Source organism: Vibrio sinus (assembly GCF_023634645.1).
GTDB lineage: Bacteria > Pseudomonadota > Gammaproteobacteria > Enterobacterales > Vibrionaceae > Vibrio > Vibrio sinus.
This window is the reverse complement of sequence record NZ_JAMKMR010000001.1, coordinates 279323-292336: the sequence shown is the minus strand read 5'-3', so window position 1 is coordinate 292336 and position 13014 is coordinate 279323. Positions and strand designations below refer to the sequence as shown.

Below are 13014 nucleotides of genomic sequence, written 5' to 3'. Positions count from 1 at the left end.
TAGCTTTTACCTTTGTAGAATTGGAGAAAAAATGCGATTGCGTTTGCTATTGGTGTTAGTTTTATTGGTTGTTGGCGGCTGTAGCATGACTCCAAAAGTACCTGAGGCAAAAATTGTCCAGTACGATCAGTCACAAAATACTTATACCCAGCCGATTATTCGTATCGTCCCTGTCTATCCTGAATTTGCTATTGAGCGACATGTTGAAGGCTACGTCAATCTCGCTTACGACGTGAACCAAAAGGGTGATGTTACCAATATACGTGTACTTGATGCCAAGCCTGAGTATATTTTTAATGAATCGTCGCTAAAGGCGTTGTCTCAGTGGAGATTTTCCATTTACCCGAAAGGTAAGCAAGTCGTTGCTCGTAAAAACCAAACAGTTAGATTCGACTACTATTTTCCTGCCAAGAACTAGGTCGCGAGAACACATGGTGTGAGCCTACTTTATATTGGCCTACACCAATGCTTTGTCTGTTACAGCTCTCTAGTGTAATACAACGCTTCCAGTCGGCCTGCTGCATAGCCGCCATATTTGCCCAATTGCTTTTGTCTGTTTTTAATCAATGCTGATTTAATCATTTGAGAGTTACAACCCGGGATATAGTTAATTTCCCCTTGCGCCGCCCTCAGCAATTTATTGACCGCTGTGTCAGTACTGGTCAGCTTGATCACCGCTTCTTTTACAAACTCTTTGGCCTGAGCCTGTAAAGAGGTATAGGCACTGTACAATGACTTTTGATGACTGGTTTTATAGCCATCAAACTCGCCAGATTTGAACATATTGTGATAACGCCTCTTCAAGCAACGTGAAACAATGATTCCTAAAGTTTTTGGTGGCGGAGTGGAGTCTGTGATCTTCAAGAAGTCATAAGGGGAGCTGAATCTCGGCATGCACATCATGTAACACGCAATGACAGGGATCTCCGCCATCTGGTTAGAAAACCAAGATTCAAATTGCTTGTCGGTTAGAGTATCGGCTTTGAGTAGCATGTTGCGGCACTGATCTTGGAAACATATATACTTAAGCTCGGTTAGCCACCTGTCATAAACACCCTTTAAGAAGTTAAACACGGCCATGACCGCATTAACGATGGTGGTTACGACCGTTCCAACACCTAAGCTAATGACCTTAATAGTAATTAAGCCCGCGTTAAGGACGAGTAACCCAGATTGTTTTAATGCGACTGATTTTACTTCAGAGCGAACTCGCTCAATAATGAGCGAAGCCGATCGCGTTGTACCTATTTTACTTAGGCCACTGGTATCAGACAGCAATTTCACTGATTTTAACGCACTGATTGCCGCCTTTCTTGCTTCATTGAGCTCTTTGGTGACGGGGTTCAACTCACTAATAATGGTCTTAACGATGTGAGGGACAAGGCCATATAATTCTTGCTGTTTGCTCGCAAGTTGTTCTGAAATCGACGATTTCAAGTGCTTTGATAGCCCTTTACGCTTACTCATCGCATGTTGTTTTAAATTATCAACGACTTGAGAGGATATTTGTTCAGATGCACTGTCTTGAGAATCAGAGCCATGACTTTTGCTATGCTGCGTACGAACATATTTAGCCGTGGTTTGAATAGAAGATTTCACAGTATTGGCTGTACTTGCCCCCTGGGCAACGACTTTAAGCTTTGTGCCAATGCTTTTTTCGATAGATGCTTTAGAAAATACATCAAGGAGATCTTTATACAATGGGTTTAGGTCTTGAAAAAGTGTAGTGTCTTCCTCGTACATAGCGAATTTTCTTCTGCGACGTGAGGAAAAATCTGACATTTCGACTGATTGTGGTGTAGGCATAATCTACTCCTTCAAAGGTTGGGTTGAATTTAAGCGTCCAAGCCAAACTCTTCAGAAGATGAGCGAATCTGAAGCCTCCTAGTCGGATATATGGTGATCATATGTCCGTCTTTTTATTTGTTCTTAAGTCAGTATGATTCCTGACCATAAGTGGAATATATCGTCAGAATTGGAATAATTCAATGAGCTCAATATTTCAAGAGGAATCCATATAAATTATTGTTATTTATGATTTTAATTGAAATTTAACGCACTAATTTTGGATGGTAATCAATCATTAATTATCTTGTTGATTAATTAAAGTTGACCCAAGACATATGGTTTTTATGAATGGGTATTTGAGTCCGAGAGACATCTAGCGCGACGATTTGACTAACCTGGGTAAAGACTGGATATAAATCAAAGAGTGTACTTTGATGCACACTCTTTTTATGGATTTGCTGCGATTAGTTGCCACCAAAAGCTTTCAATGTTTTACCCGTTTCAACCCCAAGCACCGCTCGGACGTAGTATTTGGCGACATCGCTTGCATCGACTGAAAAAAAGCCGGGGAAGAAGTCACCATACGCGCCTAAAGATTCAGTAACGACAGAAGGGCTGACGACGTTGATTCGTTGCCTATTAGGCAGCTCGTTCGCCACGGATTTGACGAAATGCTCAATGGCCCCGTTTAGAGTTGCGGCACTAGTACCTTGGGCAATGGAATGGTCGGCAATGATCCCTGCTGTTAATGTGATACTGCCGTGCGAACTGAGATATTTCATACCAATTTGTGTGAGGTTGATTTGCCCCATCAATCGACTTCTAATTCCCTTTTCCCAATCAGCCGCTGTTAAATCTTCAAAATGGTTAAAACCGACATCCCCGGCCGCACAGATAATGGCATCCAACGTTCCAACGGACTCAAGCGCGGTGTAAATGGAATCATTTGAGGTAATATCCATAATAACGTCACCGCTTTTTCTTCCCGCTGTGATGATTTGATGATCGTTTTCAAGCGCTGACGTGACGGCTTGCCCTATGGTACCTGCTGCGCCAATGATTAAGATTTTCATAATATTCTCCACCTGTATTTGATTACAAAATGGATGATATTGACTTTACGAATAGTGAAAAACCGTAAAAAATAATAACACTGTTTAAAAAATGGTGTTAATGATGAACCTTGAACATCTTCAAACCTTTCTTAGTGTAGCGACAACCAGCAGCTTCACAAAAGCGGCGGAGTCATTGGATGTATCGAAAGGACTGGTATCGCGGCATATTCAAAAGTTAGAAGAGCATCTAGGGGCTAAGCTTTTTCATCGAACAACCCGTAAGATCGACCTTACAGAGGCAGGCCACGAGTTATTCTTGAAAGCACAACAAATTCGAATGTTATCGATTGAAGCGGAAATGCGAGTCAAGGACCTGACCCATGATCTGTCTGGGGAGCTGAAAATTACTGCAGCACCTGAGTTTGGCCAAATGCTTTGTCGCACTATCATTCCTCAATTTGTTAGCCAGTTTCCGGAAGTCGATCTGAGACTTAACTTTGACGTTGACGAGAAGAGTGTAGAGTCAGGTGATTTTGACATTGCCATCCGTGCCCATGAAAAGCTGCCCCAAGACGTCATTGCGAAGAATTTGGGTTATATCCGCAATGTGTTGGTATGTAGCCCCGATTTTATCGCACAACATCAAGCCACAGAGTTGATTGATATTCAGGCGTTGCCCTTTGTATTGAACAATTATAAAAGCGAATGGAATTCACTGGATTTGATCTCCGGTTCACAGGAGTTTCATGTCAATGTTACGGGAAATTTAAGTGCGAACAACTATCAAACGGCGCTGGCGCTCGTTATGCAGGATTTGGGTGTTGCAAGCCTGCCGTATTACCAAGTTGAAGAGTACTTAGAACAAGGTAGACTATACCCACTTTTCCCCGGCTGGTCCGTTAGAGCACAAAAGCTGAGTTTGATTTATGCGCAAAAACGAGTCACACCGAAGAAAATAATGACCTTTAATCAAATGGTATTGAATCTACTTGGTGAACGAAAGCAGTATCTATTGCCAGCCTAGAGATCCATTGTTCGCTATGGCAGAGCCTTGTTTTGGAATATTGAGATGCAACAGAATGTGTTTATTGTATTGGTGATGGCTTTGTTCGTCAGCGGATGTACAACAACGAAGGTGTATAAACCTGTCGATTCGCCCCTCATTGGTGCGCAGTTTGTTGGTGCCCCAGTATTGAACTCGACAAACTCAGGGGCTATTCCTGCTTGGGCTGTTACGCATCCCGACGCGGACGGGCAGGGCGTATATGGCGTAGGCACAGGTGTAGCGCTGAATCTTGACACGGCGATTAGCAAGGCAAAACTAAGCGCACGGACCAATTTAGCTGACTCTTTGATGATAAAACTCTACGGAAAACCGAGTAAAGACACACAAAAAACACAAGACGAGTCTAGGGAGGAACGAACTCGCATCATTCGGGATGTGATCGCTCAAGTGCCCGATAACGTTTTTTCTATGGCGGAGCAGCAAGTTTTGATGAGGAACAGCCAATTCACGGCCTATTCACTAGTGAAATTGTCATACGTTGATTTTTATTCGTATTTGTCTCAGCAAATGCGCATTTCGTCCAGTGATGAACTTAAGAGTGTGTTCCAAGAGCTAAAAGAAAAGATCAAAAAAATGATAGAGCGTCGTAGTTAGAGTTGCTATTACCAATGTGAAATGAATTATTTACATGATAACTTGGCAAAAACTAATATTTTTATCAATAATTGTAGGTGAAAAGTAAAAAGTGACCAGGAAAGGTCACACCAATATATAGATGTGGAGCATTACATCTAAAGTGGAAGGGAATCTCATGACTAGAGTAATAAAACGGATACTTATTCTTCTCTCATTTACCGTGTTTTCATTCTCAGCTTTCGCTGCTGAGAAGATAAAACTCGCCAATGGAGAGTGGGCACCTTATCAGTCTGCCACATTGAAAGAAAATGGCTTCATCTCGCAGTTTGTTAAAGAAGTGTTCGAAGGTGAAGGGTATGAAGTCGAATATGTTTTCCTTCCTTGGAAGCGGGGCTTTGAAGACACGAAGAAAGGAGCATTAGATGGTTCCTTTTTGTGGAGTAAAAACCCCGAGCGAGAGAAATCATTTTTGTATTCAAATCCAGTCATCTCCCTTAGCTCCTCTTTGTTTCAACAAGCCGATAAACCTATTGTTTGGGCACAATTGACTGACTTAGCAAAGTATAAAATAGGTGGCGTGGTTGGTTATTCTTATGTGACTGACAAGCTCGAAAAACAAGGCGTATTGAAAATCCAGCGCATTGCTAAGTCAGACAGTAACTATAAAAAGCTTGCGGCGGGCCGATTGGATGCAGTGATTGAAGATACGGATGTCGGCTTTGAAGCGATCAACAGGCTTGGTCTAGCAGGAAAAATTGTCCCTAACGATAAAGAGTTATCTGCTCGGGAATATTTCGTCATTATTTCCAAAAATTCACCTAGAGCTCAGGAACTCCTAGAAGCCTTTAATCGAGGCTTAGCCAAAGCACAAGCAGCAGGCAAGTTAAAGCAATATCGTGAAGCATCTAACAAAGGTGAATATTTGAAGAAGTGATTTAAAGAGTCAACCGAGCATTTGTATCTATATGCTCGGTTTACACTATCAAGAACCGGTGGTTTAGTGCCTATTCATGCGCATTCATAAGTTCATTTTTCTGCTCTACCATCCAGAGAGCCAGACTATCTAACGTTGGCTTTAATGTTTTCCCAAGTGGCGTGATTTTGTACTCAACACGCGGTGGTACTTCAGGGTACCCCTATCTAGCCATCACCCCTATTTTTCGAAAGCACGCAATTGTTTTGTTAACTCTTTTTGCGTAATGCTTCCTATGGCTCGTTGTAGTACACCAAAGCGTATTACGCCATCAGTAACAATCAGGCGATTTTAATCAAGTGCTAACGAGATTGTTGTATTCCTAACTACAGGTTTGTAGTGAAGAAAGAATCCCCCTATTTTAACAAGCCATTATTAACGGCATTATACCGACCAACGTCAAATTCATAATATTTAATTTTAAAGGAAAGTTTCATGCCAAGAGCTATATGGGCTCTCGCAATTGGTTCATTTGCCATTTGCACTAGTGAGTTTGTAATTATGGGGTTGTTACAGGAAGTAGCACAGAATCTAAGTATCACTATTCCTCAATCAGGTTTTCTGATCACAGCCTATGCTATCGGCGTGGTTTTGGGTGCTCCACTCCTTACACCATTCCTAGTGGGTTTAAAACGAAAGCCCGTATTGATTGGGCTTATGCTTTTATTTATGCTAGGAAATGTAGCCTGTGCTTTGTCGCCAAATTATACGACAATGTTGGTTTCTCGGTTCCTTACCGCTTTTTCTCAAGCTGCTTTTTTTGGTTTGGGAGCAGTAGTTGCAGCCCGTTTAGTAGAACCGAACAAGCAGGCAAGTGCGATCGCAGCTATGTTTCTAGGAGCTACTTTAGCCAATATTTTGGGTGCTCCTATTGGAACTTTCTTAGGCCAGGAAATAGGTTGGAGAAGTACCTTCTATGTCATCGCTATTATAAGTGCAGTTTCGGCTCTTTCGATATCTAAGCTATTGCCTAATATAGAGTTTGAAGAGAAAACAAATATAAAGGATGAATTTATCGCCTTGATACAACCAGATACGCTAAGGGCTTTACTAATAACAGCATTTGGATTTGGAGGTACGTTTACAGTTTTTACCTATATATCACCGATACTGACTAAAATAACGGGTATGCCAAGTGAATATGTTCCAGCGATATTACTGATATTTGGTGTAGGCATGGCATTGGGAAATCCTATCGGCGCCAAATTCAGTAACTTGAATGTTATAGCAGGAATGAGGGCTACGCTGCTAATGCTAATTTCTACTTTAGTTGCGCTATATTTTTGTATTGAGTCGCCATTGAGCATAGTTGTTGCCATGTTCTTTTTCGGGGCGGCAACGTTTGCAACCATACCATCATTACAAACCCATGTTTTATCTGAGGCTGGTAAGGCACCAGTTCTGGCATCTGCATTTAATATTGCATCCTTTAACCTAGGAAATGCTGCAGGAGCATGGTTGGGGGGAGAGTCAATTAATAGTGGGATGTCGATACACCTATTACCTCTTGTTGCTGCCGGAGTAAGTGGTGTTGGCTTTTTTCTATCTTTAACTGCTGGAAGAAAAAGAGTTGATGTTTCTATAAAAAACGATCAACCAATTAAAGTGAACTAAAGGTTGTTAAGGTGCTAGAATTCTATTCACTCTCAAGCTTATAAAAATACCTGTCAAAAGCTTGAAAGTGAATAGAGAGTGTGTTTTAAAATTCTAACATTAATTTATTTAAAACTGTGGGCTGACTATGTTTAATTATCTTTTCATTTTCCCCTTATTTTCATGGGTCAATATTTTTCATTCTACTCTCTAAATAACCAACTAAATCCTTGACTTTTTTAACGGGATTTTTGTCATGCTGAGTTAGTATATTCACTTCTCTTGCTTTAGGGAGGTATTCAGATAAAATACTGAGTAAGGTTCCGTTTTTAATTTCTCTACGGACTAAGAAAGAAGGTAGCATAGCTATTCCAACTCCAGATATGGCAGCGTGACTTAATGCTAACCCACTATCTGAAGAAAATGAGCTTTTTATCTCCATATTTTTTGAACTATCTTTTATTAGGGTGTTCCAATCTAGTTTATCATTCCATTTAAGATGGTTTAAGCAACGATGGTTTACTAATTCAGTAGGATGTGTTGGTGTACCATGTATTTTAATATATTCTGGAGAAGCACATACCACCATACTATAAGGGTCTAATTTTTTTGCAACAAGATAACAAGAATCTCTAAGTTGCCCAATACGAATAGCTATATCAAATCCACATTCAACGATATTAACAACATTATCATCCAATACAAGCTCTATCTCTAGTTCAGGGTTTTTACTAATATATTCGGTGATGATTGGAGTAACTAGCGAAGTACCTAGTAATCTAGGAGCAGTTATTTTTATCTTGCCTTTAGGCTTATCATTAACTCTGTCATATAATGACTCAGCTTTTCTTACTCTTTCAATGATATCTATACAGTCTTTTAAAAATATTTTTCCTGCTTCGGTAATGGACTGCTTTCTGGTGGTCCGGTTTATCAGCTTAACAGAAAGCAGTTTTTCTAAATAATCAATATGTTTTCCGACCATTACTGGAGACATGTTAAGGGCTGGGCTAGCAGATGTGAAATTCCCGAATTCACATACCGCTACAAACGCTTTCATACTTTCTAATTTATTCATTGTCTATATTTTTGAAATTTTAAATGCTATTAGAAATCCGTTATCTCATACAAGGCAGTGACTAGTTATCATGCACGTCCATAAGTTCATTTCTGTGCTCTACCATCCAGAGAGCCAGACTATCTAACGTTGGCTTTAATGTTTTCCCAAGTGGCGTGATTTTGTACTCAACACGCGGTGGTACTTCAGGGTACACCTTTCTAGTCACCAACCCTATTTTTTCGAAAGCACGCAATTGTTTTGTTAACTCTTTTTGCGTAATGCTTCCTATGGCTCGTTGTAGTACACCAAAGCGTATTACATCATCAGTCACAATGAGTCGATAGAGAATAGGGATGGCCCATTTACCGGATACGATATTGACAAAGTCGACCATTGGGCAGCTGCTAACAGGCTGCACACTATTTATATTTTTTTCTTTAGTATCCAATAGGTACCTACTTTCAAAATAATACTAATGTGGCAATAATGAATATCTCGTTCGTAAATAGCAAGTGAAAATAGATTCATGACACAAAAGCTCATTAATAAATACGCACTTATTACAGGTGGAAGTGCTGGTATAGGACTGGAAACAGCGCGTCAGTTTCAGAATGAAGGTGCCACCGTCATCATCACCGGTCGTAGGAAAGATGGCTTAGCAAATGCGAGGAACGCATTAGGGGATTCAGCTATTTTGATTGAACATGACGCAAGCGTTGTTGGCCAGCAAACTGACTTGGTGAATCAGATATCAAAGCTAGTTCCAAAGTTGGATGTCGTTTATATTAATGCTGGTGATGTGACGCACAAACCACTTGAACAGTGGGATGAGCATTGTTTTGACAAAGTGATGGACACCAACGTTAAAGGGCCTTTTTTCCTGATTAAGGCGTTGTTGCCTCTACTGTCTGATCCCGCTTCAATGATATTGTGTGGTAGCGTATCAGCAAGAATTGGGTTAGCTCAAAGTAGTGTGTATGCAGCGAGTAAGGCAGGTTTGGGTTCGCTCGCACGAACACTTTCAAGTGAACTGAAAGGTCGTGGCATACGTGTAAATACTCTTAGCCCGGGACCTACCCATACAGATGCATTCAGCAAATTTGGATTGTCTGAACATGAGCAACAAAGACTGATTGACGAGGTAAGGCAATTGGTTCCACTAAAAAGAATGGCACATCCGGTAGAAATAGCAAAAGCGGCAGTCTTTTTAGCTTCCGATGACTCTTCGTACATGTTGGGTTCCGAGATGTTGGTTGACGGGGGAGTAGGGAATTTATAGCGTTCAAGCTACTTTGCTGACTATGTGTGCCGAATAAACCAAGCGCTTGTTTGAACTTGGCTTGGTTTATTAACCGCTTTCTTTTTATGTACAGCTTGTTTGCAACATCGATTGAAGTCTTTTTATACATTCAGGTATAAAAGACTCATAACCGAATTTTCTAGCGTAGTAGATGACAAAGGGCATTTTTTTAGTTTGGAGGGTAGGTTGCTTGCGTTTCAATAGGATCATCTGTTAGCCTGTGCGCGTCAACTTTAGGAGCTATCGCCATCATGAACAACTAACCCCCTTTCCATTTTACTTTAACTATTTGGATTAACAGGGTTAGTAGGCGTAGTTTACTGTCAGGCGCTTCTTTGCCAGCACACTTGGGTGTCTATTGCACATATAAGACACGTTGGTTGTTGCTGTATTCACCGTTTCTGCTCTCTCACTGTTTTCCTGCAATGGTTATATTTAATCTATATTCACGTATTTGTCTTACTTGGATATTTGCGCAAAACAATCAAAATTGATTGGAGATAGTGATGCCGATAGAAAATCAAAACGTTATTGAACATAACAGTTTAGTGTGGGATGGCTTTGCCAAAGAAGAAGGCGATTGGTCTAAACCAGTGCTAAAAGAAGTCATTGAGCAAGCCAAGTTGGGGAATTGGGCTGTTCATATAACGAAAACGCCTTTAAAGACAAGCTGGCTTCCCAAAGACATTAAAGGAAAAAATGTGTTGTGCTTGGCTTCAGCTGGAGGCCAGCAAGCCCCTGTTTTGGCCGCAGCTGGTGCTAAAGTTACGGTTTATGATATTTCCCAAGAGCAGCTTGCAAAGGACGAATTTGTCGCACAACGCGATGGCTTAACGCTTGAGACGATCAAAGGTGATATGAGAGATCTGTTCATATTTGCGGATCAAACGTTCGATTATATTATTTCGCCAATCTCGAACTTATATATCTCTGAGCTCAAGGGCTTGTGGCAAGAATGTTATCGAGTCTTGAAAGTTAACGGGGTGTTGCTGACCAGCTTTTATAACCCCGTTTTGTTTGTGTTTGACAAAGATACTTCTCTAGCTGAACAAGGCATACTGCGCCCGAAATATCGCCTGCCTTATTCAGATATTAGTAGCCTAGGTACGGAGGAACTCCAACAAAAGATCAGCAAACAAGAAGCGATTGTGTTCGGGCATACATTGACTGAACAGATTGGTTTGCAGACAGATGCTGGTTTCTTGATTGCAGGGTTCTATGAAGATGACCACCCGTCTCCAAGGTTTCTGATTGAACAGTTTATGTCGACGATGATTGCGACTAAAGCTGTGAAACTCTGCACGCCTAACGATTAAAAGAAGGACTAACTTTCCCGCCAGTTACACTTTTAGACTGGCGGATATTTTATTGGCTATGGCTCGAAACGCCTCTGTCTCTTCTTTAGTTAAGCTTTCCTGCATTTTCTTTTGCAAAGTAGTTTGCGTGTCGGAGACAAGCTGAGCTATATCATTTCCTTGCTGGGTAAGTATCAAAATTTGGCTTCGTTTGTCTTCTGGGTTTGGCACTTTGGTTATCCATTCTCGCTCAATCATGTCTTTAACAAGACGGGCGATTTGTCCTTTATCGCGATGAAAGTGATTAGCAATATCGTTGGCCGTACAATTTTCTGAAGTGTATATAAATGATAAGCATTTGATATACATCTTATTTAAACCCAATTCCTTGGCCTTTAATGTTTTGCGCATCGCCATTTTGTATGAGCGCATAATGTGATAGATCGGCTCTGTTAATGGTTCGTTGTACATATTATTGCCCTCAACATGGTTGACATTGTCATCTATATTGCTTTATGGTTGACTTTATCAACATTATTTCTAATTTTCAATTAATCTGATTTTTTACTTAACAGAGGCAATATATGAAATCTAAGAAACAAGCGCGTCAAACTCAGGTCAGTAAGATAATCGACTTGTCGCCACATCTTCGGAGAATTACGGTGACAGGAGAGAGTTTGAAAGGCTTCCCTGTGGGGCAAGAAGGTACTTATGTAAAGGTTGTACTGCAAAATGATCATGAGCACGGTAGCGTTAAGCGTTCCTATACAATTCGAGCGTTTAACCCTGAGACCTTGGAGCTAGAGCTGGATTTTGTGGTGAATAGGCACAACGGCCCCGCAACTGATTGGGCAAAGCAAGCAAGCGTAGGTGACCAAGTTGGCATCGCAGGGCCTGGGCCAATGAAACTGACTAATTTTGATCACCACAGTTATTTGTTGATAGGCGATTTGACCTCAATCAACGCGATTAATGGTTATGTCCCAAGGTTTCGCCAGCAGGCGGACGTAAGAGCCTTTATCGTGGTGCCGACAAGAGCAGATATTATTGACCTAGATTACGACGCTACTGAAAACACATACTGGTTTATTGAGGATGAAGCGCAGACGACAATAGAGGCATTAGTTGCCGATACTGCGCAAGATATGTCTAAAGATACTCACACATTGTTAGCGTTAGAGGCTCGGACTATCCGTTCACTTCGCCCCATTCTACAAGAGGAAATGGGATTCGATAGGTTGAACATTTTCGCTGTAGGATATTGGAAAAAGGGGGTGAATGCAGATCGGTTTAGCCTACAGAAGAAATTGATGCCAGTCTAACGTTATGCTTTCGGTATCGCGTTAAAGTCAAAATGGCTGCTATCTGCTAACTCACAAAACTCATCAACAATGATGCTGCACCACTGGATGACCTTGTCACGTAGAGCAAGAAACTCTTGCGCCGCATCTTGAATTTGTTTTGTTTGTGTGATGATACAAGTCAGCTGTATGTCGTCTCCAATGGAGAAAGACGCGAGATTAAAAAATCCATGAGACTCTAAGATAGGTAGAAATTTTGACTCATAGTCTGGATTGAGCGTATTTGGAAAACATAGTTTTCCTATGTTTTGTTCGGTGTAGCTAAATGAATCGTCAATATCGTTGTAGCGCTTTTCGTAGTAGGTGTTTCGAAAGTCGTCAGGGATATTAGTGACAAGCTCGGATTGGTCGGTTTGGTGGTTATGCAGCCGAATAGCGATGTAAGTGTCTCTAATGCCAAGGCGTTGATTGATTAGGTCGGTAAAACTCATGATGGGAATCCTTTTGCGCGTTAATCTTCGTCAAATAGAGCGTCTGACGCTTCATCTTCTAGCTGAACGAGGCTTTGTGTCGCTGAAGCGGATTTCTTACTGTTTAAGGGATGAAATTGTTTTCTACCACGCGCAAGTTTTGTGTATTTTAGCCAGGTTTTTTCGAGTTTGGTTGAGGCCAGTGTAGGGTCGGAGAGTGTGTTGATGAAGTGTTGTTCCTCTTCGTTCGTTGGTGTTAGGTCACCAGATTCCAATTTTGCCATCGTGTGACCATACCGCATGAGTAGTTCTTCTTCTAAAATAGTGAAGTTGCCAGATTTAGCAAAGCCACGTGGGAACGTTTTATTATCATAAAAAATAGTGCTACCCACTCGTAGCTGAGTATCTATCATATCGTCCTCAATTCGGTTGTTGTAGAGACAACGCGAAATTAGTTCGAATTGAGCAAAAATTAAAACAAAATTTTTTAATCGTGTTAATAAATTTTTCTTGTTAACATATTGTTTAATATAAGTA

At 41.0% G+C, this 13014-nt stretch carries 17 protein-coding genes; 8 read left to right on the top strand and 9 right to left on the bottom strand.

Features of this window, described 5'->3' with window-relative positions; translation table 11 throughout:
* The first annotated feature begins 31 nt into the window (after nucleotides 1-31).
* Complete coding sequence (locus M9194_RS01170) at nucleotides 32-418, top strand: energy transducer TonB (RefSeq protein WP_250610436.1); 387 nt, start codon at nucleotides 32-34, stop codon at nucleotides 416-418.
* A 59-nt stretch (nucleotides 419-477) separates the two neighbouring features.
* Here M9194_RS01170 and M9194_RS01165 read toward each other — a convergent pair whose 3' ends face one another.
* Both M9194_RS01165 and M9194_RS01160 read right to left on the bottom strand, forming a co-directional pair.
* Nucleotides 478-1806 carry a hypothetical protein gene (locus M9194_RS01165; protein ID WP_250610435.1) on the bottom strand — a complete coding sequence of 443 codons (1329 nt, stop codon included), beginning with the start codon at nucleotides 1804-1806 and terminating at the stop codon, nucleotides 478-480.
* A 446-nt stretch (nucleotides 1807-2252) separates the two neighbouring features.
* A complete protein-coding gene (locus M9194_RS01160; protein ID WP_250610434.1) occupies nucleotides 2253-2861 on the bottom strand; it encodes a short chain dehydrogenase in 609 nt (202 codons plus the stop codon).
* A 103-nt stretch (nucleotides 2862-2964) separates the two neighbouring features.
* Between M9194_RS01160 and M9194_RS01155 the strand changes: the two genes are divergently transcribed.
* The 3 genes from M9194_RS01155 to M9194_RS01145 all read left to right on the top strand — a co-directional run bounded on the left by M9194_RS01155 (nucleotide 2965) and on the right by M9194_RS01145 (nucleotide 5419).
* Entirely contained in the window at nucleotides 2965-3867 is a 903-nt protein-coding gene (locus M9194_RS01155; RefSeq protein ID WP_250610433.1) for a LysR family transcriptional regulator, read from the top strand.
* Nucleotides 3868-3912: 45 nt separating this feature from the next.
* Entirely contained in the window at nucleotides 3913-4503 is a 591-nt protein-coding gene (locus M9194_RS01150) for a hypothetical protein (RefSeq protein WP_250610432.1), read from the top strand.
* 157 nt (nucleotides 4504-4660) lie between these two features.
* On the top strand, nucleotides 4661-5419 hold the full coding sequence (locus M9194_RS01145; RefSeq protein ID WP_250610431.1) for a substrate-binding periplasmic protein: 759 nt from the start codon (nucleotides 4661-4663) through the stop codon (nucleotides 5417-5419).
* A 70-nt stretch (nucleotides 5420-5489) separates the two neighbouring features.
* Here the strand turns inward: M9194_RS01145 and M9194_RS21795 are convergent, their stop codons facing one another.
* Nucleotides 5490-5585 (bottom strand): hypothetical protein, encoded by a 96-nt coding sequence (locus M9194_RS21795; RefSeq protein ID WP_431769387.1) that lies wholly within the window; start codon nucleotides 5583-5585, stop codon nucleotides 5490-5492.
* A 53-nt stretch (nucleotides 5586-5638) separates the two neighbouring features.
* Entirely contained in the window at nucleotides 5639-5695 is a 57-nt protein-coding gene (locus M9194_RS21790) for a hypothetical protein (RefSeq protein WP_431769386.1), read from the bottom strand.
* 198 nt (nucleotides 5696-5893) lie between these two features.
* Between M9194_RS21790 and M9194_RS01140 the strand changes: the two genes are divergently transcribed.
* A complete protein-coding gene (locus M9194_RS01140) occupies nucleotides 5894-7072 on the top strand; it encodes an MFS transporter (protein ID WP_250610430.1) in 1179 nt (392 codons plus the stop codon).
* Between the two features lie 160 nt (nucleotides 7073-7232).
* Here M9194_RS01140 and M9194_RS01135 read toward each other — a convergent pair whose 3' ends face one another.
* Nucleotides 7233-8129, bottom strand: a complete 897-nt coding sequence (locus tag M9194_RS01135) for a LysR family transcriptional regulator (protein ID WP_250610429.1) — start codon at nucleotides 8127-8129, stop codon at nucleotides 7233-7235.
* A 61-nt stretch (nucleotides 8130-8190) separates the two neighbouring features.
* Nucleotides 8191-8559, bottom strand: coding sequence for a winged helix-turn-helix transcriptional regulator (locus tag M9194_RS01130; protein WP_250610427.1), 369 nt, complete (start codon nucleotides 8557-8559; stop codon nucleotides 8191-8193).
* A 78-nt stretch (nucleotides 8560-8637) separates the two neighbouring features.
* On the opposite strand from M9194_RS01130, the gene M9194_RS01125 reads away from it, so the two are divergent.
* Together M9194_RS01125 and M9194_RS01120 are read left to right on the top strand one after the other, a co-directional pair.
* Nucleotides 8638-9390 (top strand): SDR family oxidoreductase, encoded by a 753-nt coding sequence (locus tag M9194_RS01125; protein WP_250610426.1) that lies wholly within the window; start codon nucleotides 8638-8640, stop codon nucleotides 9388-9390.
* A gap of 527 nt (nucleotides 9391-9917) precedes the next feature.
* Complete coding sequence (locus M9194_RS01120; protein ID WP_250610424.1) at nucleotides 9918-10727, top strand: class I SAM-dependent methyltransferase; 810 nt, start codon at nucleotides 9918-9920, stop codon at nucleotides 10725-10727.
* Nucleotides 10728-10751: 24 nt separating this feature from the next.
* On the opposite strand, the gene M9194_RS01115 is transcribed toward M9194_RS01120, so the two are convergent.
* The gene (locus M9194_RS01115; protein ID WP_250610422.1) at nucleotides 10752-11177 is read right to left on the bottom strand and encodes a MarR family winged helix-turn-helix transcriptional regulator; all 426 of its coding nucleotides are present in this window, start codon (nucleotides 11175-11177) and stop codon (nucleotides 10752-10754) included.
* Between the two features lie 113 nt (nucleotides 11178-11290).
* Between M9194_RS01115 and M9194_RS01110 the strand changes: the two genes are divergently transcribed.
* The gene (locus tag M9194_RS01110) at nucleotides 11291-12028 is read left to right on the top strand and encodes a siderophore-interacting protein (RefSeq protein ID WP_250610420.1); all 738 of its coding nucleotides are present in this window, start codon (nucleotides 11291-11293) and stop codon (nucleotides 12026-12028) included.
* Nucleotides 12029-12030: 2 nt separating this feature from the next.
* On the opposite strand, the gene M9194_RS01105 is transcribed toward M9194_RS01110, so the two are convergent.
* Nucleotides 12031-12498, bottom strand: a complete 468-nt coding sequence (locus M9194_RS01105; protein WP_250610419.1) for an autoinducer binding domain-containing protein — start codon at nucleotides 12496-12498, stop codon at nucleotides 12031-12033.
* A 20-nt stretch (nucleotides 12499-12518) separates the two neighbouring features.
* The gene (locus M9194_RS01100; RefSeq protein WP_250610418.1) at nucleotides 12519-12890 is read right to left on the bottom strand and encodes a MaoP family protein; all 372 of its coding nucleotides are present in this window, start codon (nucleotides 12888-12890) and stop codon (nucleotides 12519-12521) included.
* Between the last annotated feature and the right edge of the window lie 124 nt (nucleotides 12891-13014).